Source organism: Capilliphycus salinus ALCB114379 (assembly GCF_047276495.1).
In the GTDB taxonomy this organism is placed as follows: domain Bacteria; phylum Cyanobacteriota; class Cyanobacteriia; order Cyanobacteriales; family Microcoleaceae; genus Capilliphycus; species Capilliphycus salinus.
Genome location: NZ_CP178543.1, coordinates 4,664,492 through 4,680,930, shown reverse-complemented (window position 1 = coordinate 4,680,930; position 16,439 = coordinate 4,664,492). Strand labels below are relative to the sequence as shown.

Sequence of the window (16,439 nt, the reverse complement as noted above, 5' to 3'; positions counted from 1 at the left end):
AAGTTAAAAATTCAGAAGATAGTCAACTGTAGAGACATTTTATCAAACATCTCTACATCAAAAAAACCATTAACAATTGACGGGTGTATCAGTCATTTTTGACCGTAAATTCAGCCACACCTTTTTGCAATTCACCCGCCACACCCAACAATTGTGTAAAAGAATCTGCAACCGCAAGAGATTGTTCAGAAGTCGAACGAGCAATTGCCGCTACTTCTTGCATTGTACCGGACAACTGACTGGAAGTTTCGGCTTGAGCGGTGGCGGCCGTCGCAATTTGTTCAACTAACTCGCGCAAAGAACGACTCACCTCAACCAAATCCGTTAACGTTTGACGGGTATCTTTAACCAATTTCGTCCCCAATAATACCCGCTTCATTCCCACTTGCATCGCCCGAATTACCTCTTGTGTTTCAGCTTGAATTTCTTCTACAATTTGCTCAATTTCTGCCGATGCACTAGCAGATTGTTCGGCTAAAGTTCTTACTTCTGTCGCCACCGTTGCAAACCCTTGATCATCCTGACTGGCGCGAGTAGCTTCTACTGAAGCATTCAACGCCAACACATTGGTTTGATTGGCAAACTCCCCAATTAAACTCACAACCCGAGAAATTTTCTTCGACGCTTCGCCCAAATTCTTCACCTTTCTCGCGGTAGCATGAACGGTTTTTTGAATCACAACAATTCCCTCAACCGTGCGGTTCATCGCCTGGTCAGAAGTTTGCAGAATGTGACTGGCTTGTTGCACTTTCATCTCCGCTGATTGAGCATTTTGAGCCACATTTTGAATCGAATTCGCCATCACTTTAATTTGAGTCAAAGCATTACTAATCGTTTCTGCTTGTCGCAAGGCTTCATTCGATAATTGTTTAATTTCCTGTTCACTTCCGGCCGCCGTTTGCGTCACCACAGTCGCCGCCGATTGCACTTGCAAAACCAACCGTTGTAAGTTCTCAATAGTCGCATTAAAAAAGTCCGCCACCGTTCCCATTACCCCTTCAGAAACTCGCGCCCGGACCGTCAAATCTCCACTAAACGAGTCTTCAATATCCCCCAAAAAGTCTTCAATTTGGTGCTGCAACATTTCATTCTGTTGCTGCTGTTCAAAAGAAGCTTTTTCTGCGGCTTGACGGGCTTGTTGTACCTGTTCTAAAAGGTGGGCTTGTTCGAGGGCATAACCCACTTGCAGCGCCACTTGTTTAAACACTTCAACTTCCGACGCGCTCCATTCTCGCTTACTCGAACATTGATGCGCCCCCAACAAACCATAAAGTTTTTGATCGACTAAAATCGGCACCACCACATTCGCTTTCACTTGCCATTTTTGCAATTGTTCTTTATGACAATCACTCAAATCTGCCGTTAACACATCTTCGGTGACTTGAATTCTACCTTTGCGGTAAGGTTCGACATATTCAGCCGGAAAACAAGGCACATCGGTTTCCATTTCTATGATTTTCAACCAACCAGGTTTAACCGACTCATAGGAAATTTCCCCGTGCCAATTTTCATCAAACCGATAGACAACAATTCGATCCGCTTGCATCAAAGATAACGATTCTTCAACCGTTGTCCGAAAAATTTCTTCAGAATTAAGTGACTGACGAATGCGAGAACTAATCTCACTTAATTGACGGGCTTGTTGCGTCGCCGCCCGCTGTTGTTCGAGCAAAAACGCCTGATCGAGTGCGTAACCGACTTGAATTGCAATTTGTCGAATTAAGTCAATTTCTGTCGATTTCCATTTACGAGGGCCGGAACATTGATGGGCAATTAATAACCCGTGTAATTTTTGATTGGCAACAATGGGCGCGACTAAATTCGCCTTAACTGCAAAGGGTTCGAGTTGGCGAAGATGACAGTCGGTTAAGCCGGCTTCATAGATATTATCTGTGGCTTTTACCCGACCTTTCAGGTAAGGTTTAACATAGTTTTGAGCAAAACAAGGATCGGCGATATTTGCCCCCAACGCCTCAGGAAAACCGACAGCAACCGATTCTGCAACCACAGTCCCCGCCCAATTTGCATCAAATTGATAAACAACAACCCGATCGCTTTTTAACGCCTCTTGAGTATCTTCAACGGTGGTATTAAAAATATCTTTGGGGTTGAGAGATTCGCGAATATGGGAACTAATTTGATTGAGGCGACGGGCTTGTTCTGCTGCTTCTTGTTGTTGTTGGAGCAAAATCACCTGATCGAGCGCCAAACTCAATTGGGTGGCGAGTTGTTTAACAAAGTTAATATCCGATTCGCTCCATTTGCGCGGCCCGGAACATTGATGAACAATTAATAATCCGTGTAAACGAGTTTCAGCAATAATTGGGGCGACAATATTTGCTTTAACGGCAAAGGGTTCGAGGAGTTTTATATAACATTCAGTTAAGCCGGATTCGTAGATATTTTCCATCGAACTAATCCGACCTCGAAAATAGGGCTTAACGTACTGACCGGCAAAGCAAGGATCGGCAATTTTTTGACCCATTGTTGTCGGCCAACGTTTGTCTACAGACTCAGCAACAACGGTACCGATCCAATCTTCATCAAATTGATAAATAATTGCCCGATCTGCTTTTAAAGCGCTGCGGGCTTCTTCAACAATGGTATCGAAAACGTCTTCTCGGTTGGGGGTATTTCTCAGTTGAGTGGTAATTTCATTAAGAAGTTTGGCTTTTTGGGCGGGCCGCTTGCTGTTCTTCGAGGAGATAGGCTTGATCGAGGGCATAACCGACTTGGATGGCGACGTTGCGAAGCAGGTCAATTTCTAACTCGGTCCAGCGTCTGGGTCCTGAACATTGGTGGGCGATCAGCAACCCCATGAGTTTATTATTGACCAGTAGGGGAGCGACCAAATTCGCTTTCACCGCAAACCGTTTGAGTTGACCGAGATAACATTCGGTTAGACCCGCCTCAAAGATGTTGTCGGTGGCCTTGACCCGTCCCCGCAGGTAGGGCTGAATGTAGCGGTCGGCAAAGCAGGGATCGGCAATTTCGGCGCCCAAGGCGATCGGCCATTGGTTGTCAACGGACTCGGCAATGACAGTCCCTTTCCAGTTGGCATCAAATTCGTAGACGACGACGCGATCGCTTTTTAAGGCGTCCCGGGTTTCTTCGACGGCGGCGGTTAAAATATCTTCGATGTTGAGGGATTTCCGCAGTCCGGCGTTAATTTGGTTGAGGCGTTGGGCGATGCGGGTGGCTTCCCGTTGTTGTTGTAATAGTAGGGCCTGGTCGATCGCGTAGCCGAGTTGAATGGCTAGTTGTCGCATAAATTCAACTTCGGCCTCGGCCCAGTGGCGGGGTTCGCTACACTGGTGGGCGATCAGCAGTCCGTATAAATGGCCGGTGGGGTTTTCGGTGGTTTTGGCGAGGATGGGGGCCACCAAGTTCGCCATCACCGCAAAGGGTTCGAGTTGGGCGAGATGACAGTCGGTGAGTCCGGCTTCGTAAATGTTGGCGGTGGCTTTGACCCGGCCTTTTTGGTAATATTCCACATAGCGATCGGCAAAGCAGGGATCGGCAATTTCGGCGCCCAAGGCGATCGGCCAGTTCAAACCTACGGACTCGGCGACAACGGTGCCTTTCCAGTTCTCATCAAATTGGTAAACAACGACGCGATCGCTTTGTAGGGCGGCCCGGGCGTCTTCGACGACGGTTTTGAAGATATCGTCTAAGTTGAGGGATTCCCGCATTCGGGAGGTAATTTGGTTAATCAGTTCGGCTCGTTCGGCCGCGGCCCCTTCTTTTTCAATTAGGGCTTGAAGTTGGTTAACTCGGCGATCGATATTGGAGCGCAATACACTTAATTCTTTGGCTAATATTGTGGTTTTGGCTTTTAATCCCGAGGGGGGAGTCGGTGCGGATTCGACCACAATCGCCGATAATGTTTCTACTTCGACGGCCGATTCTGGGGTTTGGGGGTTGGCGTTTTCTGTGCTGTTTTGCGGAGAAATTGCCCCGGTTTGAGCCGGTGTCATCGCCCGACGATTTGCAGCGGGCTGGCGATTTTCGGGGGAGTTGGAAGGGCGATAAGGCGTTTTTGTCATTGTTGGTTTAAAAAAGATTAAGGGTGGATAAATTGGGGTAAAAAAGGGTTGGAGTTTGACCAACTCATCGATGATTTTTTGAGGTTATTCGGGCAGTAAGGAACTTAGAATTGCTTCGAGATCGATAATCGGTAATATCCCATCGGGATGCGCCCAACTTGCCAGAATCCAATCGGGTTGAATCGGAGAGATTGATGCTTTTACTGTTGGAGAATTTCCCCGAGTTTGCAGTTGACGGAAGCTGAGTTCTGCCGGTTGAATGCTTGCCGGTTCACAGCTTATTAATTCTCCCACTTGAGCCACCCATAAACCCAGATTTCCTCGGTGACTTTTGGCTTTGATTATGCTACAATTAGATTGAGAATTAGAGGCTTTCATTAGCGGATCGAAGCCAAACAGATAAGCCAGATCAATCAACCACAGCACTTCCCCTTGCCAGGGACAGACTCCGATCACCGCCAAAGGCATCTCGGAAATGGGTAAAATTTGGGAGGGATCGAGTCGGATGATCTCTGCTAATTGGTGGGCGGACAACAGAGCTTGCAGACTGGGATTGAGCGAAAAGCTTAAATATTGTTCGGTGGGAGTAGGACTGGCAGATTTCCCCTTCATTTTCCGTCTCTGGTGATGGAATCAATTATCCGAATTGAGCGTAATGGCTTCGACTCTCGGTTAACTTTCCTTATTTTAACTTGACTTTTATAAAATCCGCTTGAACTTAAAAAAACGTTTCAGAGTTTTTATCGAGTTTTTAATCCTGTCTATTCGGGTATTTTCATCCGTCGATTTTGTCGATGCTCCCCTCTGGTTTAAAACGTTCTGCTGCACCCAATTTTAAAACCCAGACTGATGGGAATCTCTCAAATCTTGATCATTCCTTCAAAAAGGTTAAAAAGTCCGCATCTTTTTAGGAATTAATCATCGGTTTAGGAGAAGGTTCAGACGGAGTTGAAACCGGTTTTTTTGCTGCCGATCTGAAGTTGTAAGTTCTCAGGCGGGGAAATTTTTGAGCCAAATGTTTGCGAACGACTTGTAAAGTCTCCCCCGGATCGGGCGGTTTGCTCAAAAAATCGGAAGCGCCGGCGAGTTTGGCATAATTGCGATCGACAACTGTATCTCGACTGGTGAGAATGACAACCGGTGTATCCTGAAAAATCGGCGCATTGCGTAAAAATTTACAAACAATATAGCCGTTGGCATTTGGCATCACTAAATCCAGAAAAATTAAATCCGGTTTATGTTCGGCAATTTGAGCCAATCCTTTCACCGGATTCTGAATACTTAAAACTTGACATCCCATCGGGGTGAGAATTTGCTTGAGGGTTTCAGCCGCCACCGGACTATCATCAATACAGGCGATTAAAGGGTGCTGACGAGTCGATGAAGTCTCACTTTTTACGGTTGAATTTTCGGTCGGTTCCCTGACGCACTCCGTCGGTGCGGGGAAATCCGGCAACATTCTAAACTTTAAAAGTCCTTTTTGAACTAAAGGAATTAAACCCCGAGCGATACTCACCACCGGCTTTTGAATTTTCTGGGAAATATCCCACAGGGTTAACTCTCCACTGAGATATTTGACCAAACCCGAGAGGGCTTTGGGGTTCACCGGTTTGGTTAAAATTGGCGCCAAATTGGGATCAAGATTGCTTAAATGGGCGGTTTGCCATTGGGTTTGCATCTGGGCGACTTGAAGTAATATTTTTTCAACTTCCGAGTCGGAAAAACTCAGATGCTTGGAAAAACCCGATTTTAGAGCAGTGTCCGCTTCCCAATGAAAATTCAAGTCGATATGCCGACTCATGGAAAATAACACTTCGCTAATGACTCGTCGGATGACGGCTTTGGCTTGGGTTAAATCAAGTTCTTTTTGACGGATTCCCTGGTAGAGAAGTTGATATTCCCAAAGAGAAGTATTCACAGGGGCCGACAGTTGGCGGGTTATTTTTGGGCAGTATTTATCAACCGCCCTGGACCAGCGACGCACCCGATGAACGTGAGAAGTTGCATAGACTAATTGACCCTGGCTGATGTAAAGTCTTCCTTCTTCGGTATGACTGCTGAGAATTAAAATACCGCTGTCAGTATTTTTACTCAACCGCTCTAGTTCTTCTCCTAGTCGTTTCAGATGTATACATTCGGTGATTGTCATGGTGGGTTTGGAGTGGGTAGACGCCAAATTAGCGATGCTAGAGAAATCTGATAGAAGCTACAACCCCTACCAACTTCAACGGTTCAAGATCAATTGACCTCTGCCTTGAAAGTTGGTATTTTCACTGTATCATTAACGCGCTCGTGAATTTACCGGTTACTCGGATCGGGCTACAATTATGGTTGAGGTACGACGAAAGAAACAATCGCATTTTTTCGGTTTTCCCCGTCGAACGGATTGAGGCCTGAAGTCCCCGAGTTGGGGACGATTAACATCAAGACTAAAAGAGTTTAGGAGGCGCGTGTTTTTTCTCCTAATTGGAAATTGAGATGATGATGTTATCGGAATCGAGATTTAATTTTTTTAAACTCTTTTTTCAAAGGGATTTTTTCGGCGACAAGAGCCTCTTTTTTTAAATCCTTGAGTCCGCTTCTCTATTGATGAAAATATTTCTTGTTGAGTTGACGGAAAACCCTCTGAGCAATTCTCAAATGTTTTCGCCTTCAACACAACAATATAATTCTCATAAAAATTGTTTCAAAAATTGAAAAAAAGAAGCCGAGTTTAAACCCGTCCCGCTTGTCCAGATGGCAAAGTTACACTTTTAACCGTATCGATCAATTCTTCGCGGTTAATTGGCTTGGTTACATAGGCAGAGGCTCCTTGTTTTAATCCCCAATTTTTATCGATTTTTGCCGATTTGCTAGAACAAATTACAATCGGAATGTGAGCGGTTTTGTTTTGGTTTTTTAGTTCCCGACACAATCCAAATCCGCTTTGACCCGGCAACACCACATCGGTGACAATGGCATCAAATATTTTATGTTCCAGCAAGGCTTTTGCGGCTTCGGCTGTGGTGACATTATGAACGTCAAAACCCGATTGCCGCAGGCAATTAATCATCAGGTCTGCTTCAGTGGAATTGTCTTCTATTACTAATATACTCGTCATCCGATCACCTCATCAAGTCTTCAAACTTTTAATTTCAATTTAACTTAAAATTTACACTTTATTCAATCCCCAATTCCCCCTCAGGTTAAAACCCGTGAGGAGCGAGAAAGATATTTGCGTACCAATTCTAAGGTTTCTTGGGGCTTCGGTGGCTTGGTCAGGAAGTCGGAAGCCCCCACAAGTTTAGCCCGACTGCGATCGATCACATTATCCCGACTGGTGAGAATAATTACCGGTGTATTTTCAAATAAAGGTGCATTTCGCAAAAATTGACACACGGTATAACCGTTTGCATTGGGGCATGATTAGATCTAAAAAGATTAAATCCGGTTTATGTTCGGCAATTTCAGCTAAGGCTTTAATGGGATCGAGAATTCCCACCACTTTATAGCCAGCCGGTTCGAGAATTTTTTGTAAACTTTTTGCGATCACCGGACTGTCATCAATACAGGCGATCAGAAAGGGGGTGTGACCGGTTTGAGGTGAAGGTTTTGAAGGGGAAATTGCCGGGGGTGTTGCCGATAAAGGCGTTGATAAATCGGGAATTTGCCGCAGTTGTAAAACCCCTTTTTTGATCAGAGGAACTAAAGCCCGAGTGATGGTTGTGACTGATTTTCCCGTCCGCAAGGAGATATCCCACAGGGTAAATTGTCCGTTGAGATATCTTGCCATGCCCGATAAACTTTCGGGGTTTAATTTCTTTTTGGAAACCGGAGATAATCGGGGGTTAATGCTGCTTAAACCGGCGGCTTGCCACTGCTGCTGCATTTGAGCGGCTTTCGTAAAAATTGGCTCAATTTCTCGAAAAGATAGGGTTAAACCGAGAGAAAGTTGAGATTGTTCTTCTGAATAAGGCTCCCATGAGAAACTAATATCGGTATATCGAGCTAAACAAAATAACACTTCCAAACAAACTTGACGAATGACAACTTTAGCTTGAGTTAGCGTAATTTGTTCTCGGGCAACCCCTTCATAAAGCATCTGATATTCCCAGGGTTTATTCTGGTCAAATGAAAGCAAGGCTGATGAAGGTTGCCAATCCGGACAATACTTGAGAACTGCTCTTTTCCAGCGTCTTACCCGATGAAACTCGCCTGTCACATAGAGTAACCGACCATAAAATAGGTGAAACCTTCCTTGTTTATCATGGGTAGAAAAGCACAAGTCACCTGTTGCCATTCGTTGACATCGGCGATCTAATTCCTGTGCCAATCGCTGGTAGGGAGTAGATTCCTCAGTATACATCTGATCCTCATTTTCTCATCAGGTTTGCTGTTGGCGAGGCTGGGCAATTGATCGGGGACTCAGTTGCTCCTCTATACTTTATTATCACACAGATAGGTGAGAAAATTACAACTTGACATTCATCCTGTCTGTGGGGATAAGCCTTGTTTCTTTGGGCTTTTGCGAAAAATCTCCTCCCGCCTAGAGAGAGTCTGTATCATCTTTGTATACCCTTTCCGCAATTTTACCTTTACTCACTTTTAGTTTAGGGTTCAAATCAACAATTTTCGCCAGATTTTCAGTAAATTTACGAGGAAGATTTCTTCTTCAATCTCGGTTGTCCTTTCCTCGAGGTTAAAAATAACTTCTGTAAATTTGCGAGTCGGTTTATGCTTAAGGTATAATTTGATCGGCTGGGTCTATCTCATCAATGAAACTTGAACCTGTTCACCCTGACCCGATCTTCTCGAACAGTCACACGGGTTAACACGGGTTCCGATCAAATTGATGTTACATCTGGGTTGTCTTTAATCAATATTTTATAAAATTGAAAAATTCAACCTAAAAAAAGTTTATAAAAATCAACTTTATCGCTCCGGACTCTTTAAAATTTATGGATGGACTGAATCGGATTCAGATTGTTAAGCTAGTTACTCCCAACCTCCAATGAATCAAAGCCACCCTGATTTTGCTAAAGCCGATATTTTGATTGTTGATGATACGCCCATGAATTTACGTCTACTCTCAACCATGTTGAGCGAACAGGGTTATGAAGTTCGTCAAGCGATCAGTGGAAAAATGGCATTAACGGCCGTGCAAACCTGTCCGCCGAGCTTAATATTACTCGATATAATGATGCCAGATCTCGATGGATACCAAATTTGTTCTTCCCTCAAAAGCGATCCAAAAACCGCCGATATTCCGATTATTTTCCTCAGTGCTTTGGACGATGTATTAGATAAAGTCAAAGCCTTTAAAGTCGGGGGAGCAGACTACATTACCAAACCGTTTGAATTTGAGGAAATCTTAGCCAGAGTCCAAAACCAACTGGCGTTAAAAAACGCTAAAAACAAACTCAGTAGCCTTCATACTCAACTCGAAAAACGGGTCGAACAGCGCACCAAACAGCTAGAAGTTGCCAATGCTAAACTCCTCAAAATGGCATTGCACGATCCCTTAACGGGATTGCCCAATCGTCGAGCTTTAATGCAGCAATTAGAACAAGTTCTCAACCAAGCTAAACGAGATGTAAACGCTCAATTTGCGGTTTTATTTTTAGATTGCGATCGCTTTAAAGTGGTCAATGATTCCCTCGGTCATTTAGTCGGAGATCAATTACTAATTGCTCTTAGTCGTCGCTTAGAAACCCTACTCAATCCCGATGATATCTTAGCCCGATTGGGAGGGGATGAATTCACAATTATTCTCAATCCCATCGAGAATAAAAACCGAGTGATCGAAGTGGCAAATTCAATTTTAGAAGTGCTTTCCCAACCCTTTCAACTGGAGGAACACGAAGTTTTTATTAATGCGAGTATTGGCATTGCCCTCGGACATCCCGACTACAAAAATCCCGAACATTTATTAAGAGATGCAGACACCGCAGTTTATCGAGCCAAAGCATTAGGTCGGGGTCGATATCATATTTTTGACTCAACAATGCACGTCGCCGCCATTAACATTTTAGAGCTAGAAACCGAACTCCACCGAGCCATTAAACAAGAAGAATTAGTCGTTTATTATCAACCGATAGTCGTTTTAAATACGGGTAAAATTGTCGGTTTTGAAGCTCTGGTTCGCTGGCAACATCCCACCCGAGGCTTAATTTCTCCCCAATCATTCATTCCCATCGCCGAAGAAATTGGATTAATTATCCCGCTAGGAAATTGGGTATTATCTCAATCCTGTCATCAACTGCGAAAATGGCAACGGGAAAACCGGGTTGATGATTCTTTTTTTATTAGTGTCAACCTTTCCACGCGACAACTGACCCAACTCGATCTGGTGAAATACGTCGATAAAATTCTCGATGAAACTGAAATTAGTCCCCAATGTTTAAAACTAGAAATTACCGAAAGCGCATTAATGGAAAATCCCCCCGTTGCCATTGAAATCCTACAAAGCTTAAGACGGCGAGGAATTCAATTAGGAATTGATGACTTTGGCACGGGTTATTCATCTCTGAGTTACTTACATTACTTTCCCTTAGACACCCTGAAAATCGATCAATCTTTTGTCAAACAAATTGATGAAAGATCGACCGATCTCGGACTGGTTCCTGTCATCATTAATATCGCTGAAATTTTAAAGATGAGCGTCATTGCTGAGGGGATCGAAACTGTTACCCAGTTCAAACAACTGGTCGCTTTAAATTGTCAATTTGGTCAGGGATATCTATTTTCTCCTCCCCTCGCCGGTGAGGAGGCGATCAAGTTAATGTTATCGAATGAATATCAACAACTCTTTCCCTAAACTGCCATGTTTACATCTCAAAATATGAAGGTATTGAATCCAGATTTATGCTCCCTCAATCTTATGAATCCACTTAAAGAAGTTTCTTATAAAGCTGATATTCTTGTCGTAGATGATACACCTGCCAACTTGCGCTTACTCTCCAAAATGATGACCGAATACGGCTACAATGTCCGGCAGGCTATCAATGGAAAAATGGCGCTGACTGCGGTTCAAGCCGTCAAACCCGATTTAATTCTCCTCGATATTAATATGCCGGATATGAACGGTTATGAAGTCTGCGAAAAGCTGAAAAGCAATGAAGAAACCGCCTCAATTCCCGTGATTTTTTTAAGCGCTTTAGATGATGCTTTAGACAAAGTAAAAGCCTTTCAAGTGGGCGGAGCCGACTATGTAACCAAACCCTTTCAACTCGAAGAAATTCTGGTGAGAATTCAAAATCAATTAACCATTCAAAACTTACAAAATCAACTTCTCCATCAAAATCACCAACTGAAAACCGCCTTAAACGAATTACAAGTAACCCAAGCCCAACTGGTTCAGCATGAAAAAATGGTCAGTTTAATGCAATTAGTGGCGGGAATTGCCCATGAAATCAACAACCCCATTAGCTTTATCTCGGGAAATATCGAACCCGCCCACCAATACATTCAAGACCTGATCAAATTAATCAAACTCTACCAAGACGAATATCCACAACCGAGCCAAGCGATTGAGGACATGACCGAAGAAATCGATTTAGATTTTCTGATTTCCGACGTGCATCAAATCATTGCATCCATGAAAAATGGAGTGAATCGAATTTGTACAATCATTCTCGCTTTACGGATTTTTTCTCGCTTAGATGAATCCGACATTAAATTAGTCAATCTTCACGAAGGAATCAATAGCACCTTACTTTTATTAGAACATCGGCTCAAACTTCCCCATCATCAAGGCGAAATTAAAATTATTAAAAATTACGATGAACTTCCCAAAATCACCTGTTATGCCAGTCAACTGAATCAGGTGTTTTTAAACTTATTAAATAACGCGATTGATGCGATCGAAGCCAAACTCGCCCAGGGGAAAATGGAGTCGAACAATCCGACAATTTGGGTGACAACAGAATTCCCAGATGAAAACTCGGTCGCCATCCGCATCAAAGATAACGGAATTGGCATTTCTTCCGACGTGAAGTCTCGTTTATTCGATCCTTTTTTCACAACCAAAGCCGTCGGAAAAGGGAGCGGACTGGGGTTAATGACCAGTTATCAAATCGTTGTCGAAAAACATCGGGGAAAACTGAATTTTAATTCCGTTTTTGGAGAGGGGGCTGAGTTTATTGTAGAAATCCCAATTAATCAAGGTAAAATAAGCTGAGAGCGGCGAAAAGATCTCATCTGCCGGCTGCTCAACTCAACTGTAATTTTGCTGATTTTCCCGAACCATCGTGAACCTCAATACCATTTGGAGTCTGCTGAAAGAAACCTTTAACGAATGGCAACAGGATAAAGTTCCCATCCTGGCCGCTGCCCTGTCCTATTATATGATCTTTTCAATTGCACCGATTTTAATTTTAGTGATTGCAGTCGTTGGTTTTATTGTCGGGGAACAAATCGCCCAAGATCAAGTTTTTGCTCAATTAGAATCTTTTTTCGGCCCGGAAAACGCCGAGTCTATTCGTACCATCTTACAAAACCAATTTAGTCCTAGCTCCAATATTACCGCCACCATCGTCGCCATTGTCACCATTTTGTTTGGAGCCACCACCGTTTTTGCTCAACTCAAACAAGCCCTAAATCTAATTTGGGGAGTCGAACCGAAACCCGGACAAGCGGTCAGAGGATTCATCCAAACCCGTATTTTATCAATTTTAATGGTCTTAGGGATTGGATTTGTCTTATTACTCTCTCTAATTATTAGTGCAGTCTTAACCGCCACAACAAGCTGGCTAGAAAAACATTTATTCATCCCGAGTTTCGTCTGGTCATTCATAGATTTAGCAATTTCCTTAGGCTTAACCACCCTACTTTTCGGCCAAATTTATCGAGTCTTACCCGATGTAAGAATCGCCTGGAAAGATGTCACCGTCGGGGCTTTGATGACCGCCATTTTATTTACCATTGGCAAATCATTAATCAGCCTCTACCTGGGCAACAGCAGCATCGGCTCGGCCTACGGCGCAGCCGGATCGTTTGTGGTTGTGTTAATCTGGATATTTTATTCGACTCAAATTTTCCTGTTTGGCGCCGAATTTACGCAAGTGTGGTCGCGGCGCTACGGTTCGCAAATTAGACCGAACAAAAACGCCACCCTAACTCGGGAATAGGCACCGAGGACAGGAGATCAACCCCAGAATAAATCTCGGGGAAAAACTTCCAAAAGTGACGATCAACTGTATGATCAAATATGATCAAATCCGATCAAAAACGTCAAAATCAATTAATTTTGTTTGAGGGCAGAAGATGAATCTAAGCGAACTCTTGGAACCTATCGCGAGTCAGTTCCGAAGTTTAGGGATTCCCGAACCCATCACCCATTGGGGACATCCCGTGATGATGGGAATAGTCGTTCTGGCGATGGGAAGTGCCGTAGCCTACACCGGATGGCAAGGACGAATCAGCAGCGATAAAGAAGTCTCGCTGAAAAGCCGCGCGTCCCATCGTCAAATCGCACCTTGGATGTTTCTCTTCATGGCCTTGGGCTATACGGGCGGACTCCTCTCCCTGGTCATGCAAAGACAACCCATCCTCGAAAGTCCACACTTTTGGACCGGTACCGCCTTACTGGGTCTACTCGCCCTCAACGGTGTAATTGCCTTCAGCGGCTTTGGCGGAAACAAAGATTCTCTGCGGATCAGCCACGCCTACATCGGTACCCTAGCTGTCGGCCTGATGCTGATTCATGGCATACTGGGGCTAAAGTTGGGCTTGTCCATCTAATTTAGGGTCTGCGTCCCAAGCAGTAATGAATCAAACGGCGGTCATTATATTCGGTTTGGCTTATATTCTGGGGTTGCTCTGTAGCGCCGTTGCCTGGGGAAGATCAGGAGTATTAGCCCTGGCTCTGCTGCTGGCGATCGCCACAATGGTGCGAGAGTTTTTCACCCGCAAACAGCGTCAGGCGCAGATGAAACCCCGACGCCAAAAAGTAGAAGCCAAAACCACCGCAAATCTTGAGGTCGAGGTCGAACAAACCTCCCCGACCTCCTTTTCTCGTTCCCGCACCGGCGCCCCCCCGCCTTACAGCCCCCCCATTCCCGAAACGGTTTGGCTGTTTGCCGGATTAATCGCCGTCGCCGCCAGCCTCTACCTGCAAATTCGCACCCCCGCTCCTGCCCCCAACGACATCAGCCAACTGATCACCGATAACGACGCCCCGGAATTAATTATCACCGTTCGCGGCCAAGTCACCACTCCCCCCCATCTCACCCGTTCGGGACGGGCGCAATTTTGGCTCAAAGCCGCCCAAGTCAACGAAATCATGGGCAACGATCAGCCGATCAAAGTCAGCCGGGACGTCAGCGGTAAACTCTACATCACCGTTCCCCTTCTCCAAGCCACAGGCCTCCATCCCGGCGCCGCGATCGCCGTTACCGGAAACCTCTACAAACCCCAACCCCCATCCAACCCCGGCGCCTTCGATTTTCGCGCTTACCTGGCCCGTCAGGGCGCCTTTGCCGGACTCCAAGGCCGCTACCTGACCCCCGTCAAATCCACCTCCGGTCAACGTTGGGGATGGTGGGCAATTCGACAGCGGATTGTTCGCGCCCAAACCCGAGCCTTGGGCATTCCTAAAGGCCCGGTTGTCAGTGCGATGGTGTTGGGACGCCGAGCCGTGGATTTACCCTACGATGTTCGCGATCAGTTTGTCCAAGTCGGGTTGGCCCACATCTTGGCCGCCTCGGGATTTCACGTTTCCCTGGTGTTGGGGGTGGTACTGGCTCTCACCCGAACCGTCACCCCCCGCCAGCGCTTGACCATCGGCGCCGTTGCCTTACTCGTCTATGTGGGCTTAACGGGGGCCTCTCCTTCGGTCTTACGGGCGGCTTTGATGGGATTTGCCGCTTTGATCGGATTTGCCACAAACCGTCAAATCAGGCCCCTGAGTGTGTTGGTGGGCGTGGCTGTAGCCTTGCTGCTGTGGAATCCTTTGTGGATTTGGGACTTGGGATTTCAATTTAGCTTTTTAGCCACTCTGGGATTATTGGTCAGTGTCCCCCCCATTCTCAAACGCTTGGACTGGATGCCCCCGGCGATCGCCTCTCTATTCGCCGTTCCCCTGGCGGCTTCTATCTGGACGGTACCGCTACAACTCTACGTTTTTAACGTGGTTTCCCCCTACAGCATTTTGGTGAATGTGATTACAGTTCCCCTTGTGGCCGGAATTACTTTGGGGGGCCTATTTTCGGGAATGGTTGCCCTGTTTTGGCCGACGGGGGGAACCGCTCTTTCTGCCTTTTTAGAGTATCCCGTCGAAGCTTTACTCGCTCTGGTTCGCTTTTTTAGCCAGCGCCCCGGAAACTCGATGGCGGTGGGGTCGATCTCGGAATTTCAACTGATCGCCCTCTACAGTCTCCTGGGTTTTGTTTTACTGATCGGCAGATATCGAGAGGCCAGAAGACAGGACTATTCTACTTCTTTGGGGCTATTTTCGGGGATACTGCATCCGGCGACGATCGCTTTGACTTTGGCGCTGGCGATCGCTGTGGTTCCCATTTGGTACAATCAAGCTTCTCAATTTCAGGCTACGGTTTTGGCAACTTCGGGAGAACCGATTTTAGTGATTCAAGATCGGGGCAATATTACTTTAGTTAATAGTGGCGGTCAAGATACCGCTCGCTACACGGTTTTACCTTTTTTGCAAAAACAAGGGGTCAATTCGATTGATTTTTCTATCTCTACTCATTCCCGCTTGGGATTAAGTATTGGCTGGCCGATTATTTTAGAAAAATTACCCGTTCAAATTTTTTATGATAATCCCGCTTCTAAACAAGCTTATTATGTCAGTTCGGTTGCGATTCAAAAATCAATTGAGTCTCGCCAGGGGATTTATTTACCCCTGACTGTTGAAGAATCTTTGGAGTTGGGTTCGATTGAAATTGAACTGATCGACGCCGAAGCTCCCATTGTAGAATTCTTTATTGGCGACCTCAAATGGATGCTATTGGGCGATGTTAATATCGATAACCAAATTAAACTTTTACAAGCCGAAATTATCAGCCCAACTCAAGTTTTGTGGTGGTCGGGAAATCGCCTCGACCCCAAAATGTTGAGGGTACTTCAGCCGAAAATTGCGATCGCCTCCTCCAATACCATTGACCCAGAAACTCTTGAACTGTTGCGCGAGCGAAAAACTCAGGTGTTTTGGACGGGGCGCGATGGTGCGGTGCAATGGACTCCCACCGCCGGATTTGAAACGACTTTGCACTCGGATCAAACCGATGGTTCTTTTTTATGATACAATACAGTAATGGGTGAAACGTTAACCCGTTTTCCCGCAAATTGGAGAGGTGGCAGAGTTTGGTTGAATGCGACAGACTCGAAATCTGTTAGGGGTTGTATGGCTCCTCGTGGGTTCGAATCCCACCCTCTCCGTTGATCAGATTTAGATGT

General features: G+C 45.4%; 12 protein-coding genes and 1 tRNA gene. 6 read left to right on the top strand and 7 right to left on the bottom strand.

The features are described 5' to 3' along the window. Positions 1–88: 88 nt before the first annotated feature. The 7 genes from ACL6C3_RS18905 to ACL6C3_RS18875 form a co-directional block, all read right to left on the bottom strand. A complete protein-coding gene (locus ACL6C3_RS18905) occupies positions 89–2,725 on the bottom strand; it encodes a GAF domain-containing protein (protein WP_413160582.1) in 2,637 nt (878 codons plus the stop codon). Then, positions 2,658–4,046: a GAF domain-containing protein gene (locus ACL6C3_RS18900; RefSeq protein WP_413160581.1), complete on the bottom strand. Its 1,389-nt coding sequence runs from the start codon at positions 4,044–4,046 to the stop codon at positions 2,658–2,660. Before ACL6C3_RS18900 ends, ACL6C3_RS18905 begins: the two co-directional genes overlap by 68 nt. 84 nt (positions 4,047–4,130) lie before the next feature. Continuing rightward, complete coding sequence (locus tag ACL6C3_RS18895) at positions 4,131–4,658, bottom strand: chemotaxis protein CheW (RefSeq protein WP_413160580.1); 528 nt, start codon at positions 4,656–4,658, stop codon at positions 4,131–4,133. A 295-nt stretch (positions 4,659–4,953) separates the two neighbouring features. Further along, entirely contained in the window at positions 4,954–6,195 is a 1,242-nt protein-coding gene (locus ACL6C3_RS18890; RefSeq protein WP_413160579.1) for a response regulator, read from the bottom strand. Positions 6,196–6,759: 564 nt separating this feature from the next. Continuing rightward, positions 6,760–7,146, bottom strand: a complete 387-nt coding sequence (locus ACL6C3_RS18885) for a response regulator transcription factor (protein WP_413160578.1) — start codon at positions 7,144–7,146, stop codon at positions 6,760–6,762. A gap of 80 nt (positions 7,147–7,226) precedes the next feature. Continuing rightward, positions 7,227–7,412, bottom strand: a complete 186-nt coding sequence (locus ACL6C3_RS18880; protein WP_413160577.1) for a hypothetical protein — start codon at positions 7,410–7,412, stop codon at positions 7,227–7,229. Beyond that, positions 7,390–8,391: a response regulator gene (locus ACL6C3_RS18875; protein ID WP_413160576.1), complete on the bottom strand. Its 1,002-nt coding sequence runs from the start codon at positions 8,389–8,391 to the stop codon at positions 7,390–7,392. Before ACL6C3_RS18875 ends, ACL6C3_RS18880 begins: the two co-directional genes overlap by 23 nt. A 645-nt stretch (positions 8,392–9,036) precedes the next feature. Between ACL6C3_RS18875 and ACL6C3_RS18870 the strand changes: the two genes are divergently transcribed. The 6 genes from ACL6C3_RS18870 (at position 9,037) to ACL6C3_RS18845 (ending at position 16,421) form a co-directional block, all read left to right on the top strand. Next, positions 9,037–10,842: an EAL domain-containing protein gene (locus tag ACL6C3_RS18870; RefSeq protein ID WP_413160575.1), complete on the top strand. Its 1,806-nt coding sequence runs from the start codon at positions 9,037–9,039 to the stop codon at positions 10,840–10,842. Between the two features lie 63 nt (positions 10,843–10,905). Further along, entirely contained in the window at positions 10,906–12,204 is a 1,299-nt protein-coding gene (locus ACL6C3_RS18865) for a response regulator (RefSeq protein WP_413160574.1), read from the top strand. Positions 12,205–12,274: 70 nt separating this feature from the next. Then, entirely contained in the window at positions 12,275–13,153 is an 879-nt protein-coding gene (locus tag ACL6C3_RS18860; RefSeq protein WP_413160573.1) for a YihY/virulence factor BrkB family protein, read from the top strand. Positions 13,154–13,289: 136 nt separating this feature from the next. Then, positions 13,290–13,766 (top strand): DUF4079 domain-containing protein, encoded by a 477-nt coding sequence (locus ACL6C3_RS18855; RefSeq protein ID WP_413160572.1) that lies wholly within the window; start codon positions 13,290–13,292, stop codon positions 13,764–13,766. 25 nt (positions 13,767–13,791) lie between these two features. After that, the gene (locus ACL6C3_RS18850) at positions 13,792–16,284 is read left to right on the top strand and encodes a ComEC/Rec2 family competence protein (RefSeq protein ID WP_413160571.1); all 2,493 of its coding nucleotides are present in this window, start codon (positions 13,792–13,794) and stop codon (positions 16,282–16,284) included. Between the two features lie 46 nt (positions 16,285–16,330). Then, positions 16,331–16,421, top strand: a tRNA-Ser gene (locus tag ACL6C3_RS18845). Positions 16,422–16,439: the final 18 nt, after the last annotated feature.

Coding starts and splice junctions, on each gene's coding strand:
- ACL6C3_RS18905 (WP_413160582.1), bottom strand. CDS start 2,725: ATGCCCTCGATCAAGCCTATCTCCTCGAAGAACAGCAAGCGGCCCGCC.
- ACL6C3_RS18900 (WP_413160581.1), bottom strand. CDS start 4,046: ATGACAAAAACGCCTTATCGCCCTTCCAACTCCCCCGAAAATCGCCAG.
- ACL6C3_RS18895 (WP_413160580.1), bottom strand. CDS start 4,658: ATGAAGGGGAAATCTGCCAGTCCTACTCCCACCGAACAATATTTAAGC.
- ACL6C3_RS18890 (WP_413160579.1), bottom strand. CDS start 6,195: ATGACAATCACCGAATGTATACATCTGAAACGACTAGGAGAAGAACTA.
- ACL6C3_RS18885 (WP_413160578.1), bottom strand. CDS start 7,146: ATGACGAGTATATTAGTAATAGAAGACAATTCCACTGAAGCAGACCTG.
- ACL6C3_RS18875 (WP_413160576.1), bottom strand. CDS start 8,391: ATGTATACTGAGGAATCTACTCCCTACCAGCGATTGGCACAGGAATTA.
- ACL6C3_RS18870 (WP_413160575.1), top strand. CDS start 9,037: ATGAATCAAAGCCACCCTGATTTTGCTAAAGCCGATATTTTGATTGTT.
- ACL6C3_RS18865 (WP_413160574.1), top strand. CDS start 10,906: ATGAATCCACTTAAAGAAGTTTCTTATAAAGCTGATATTCTTGTCGTA.
- ACL6C3_RS18855 (WP_413160572.1), top strand. CDS start 13,290: ATGAATCTAAGCGAACTCTTGGAACCTATCGCGAGTCAGTTCCGAAGT.
- ACL6C3_RS18850 (WP_413160571.1), top strand. CDS start 13,792: ATGAATCAAACGGCGGTCATTATATTCGGTTTGGCTTATATTCTGGGG.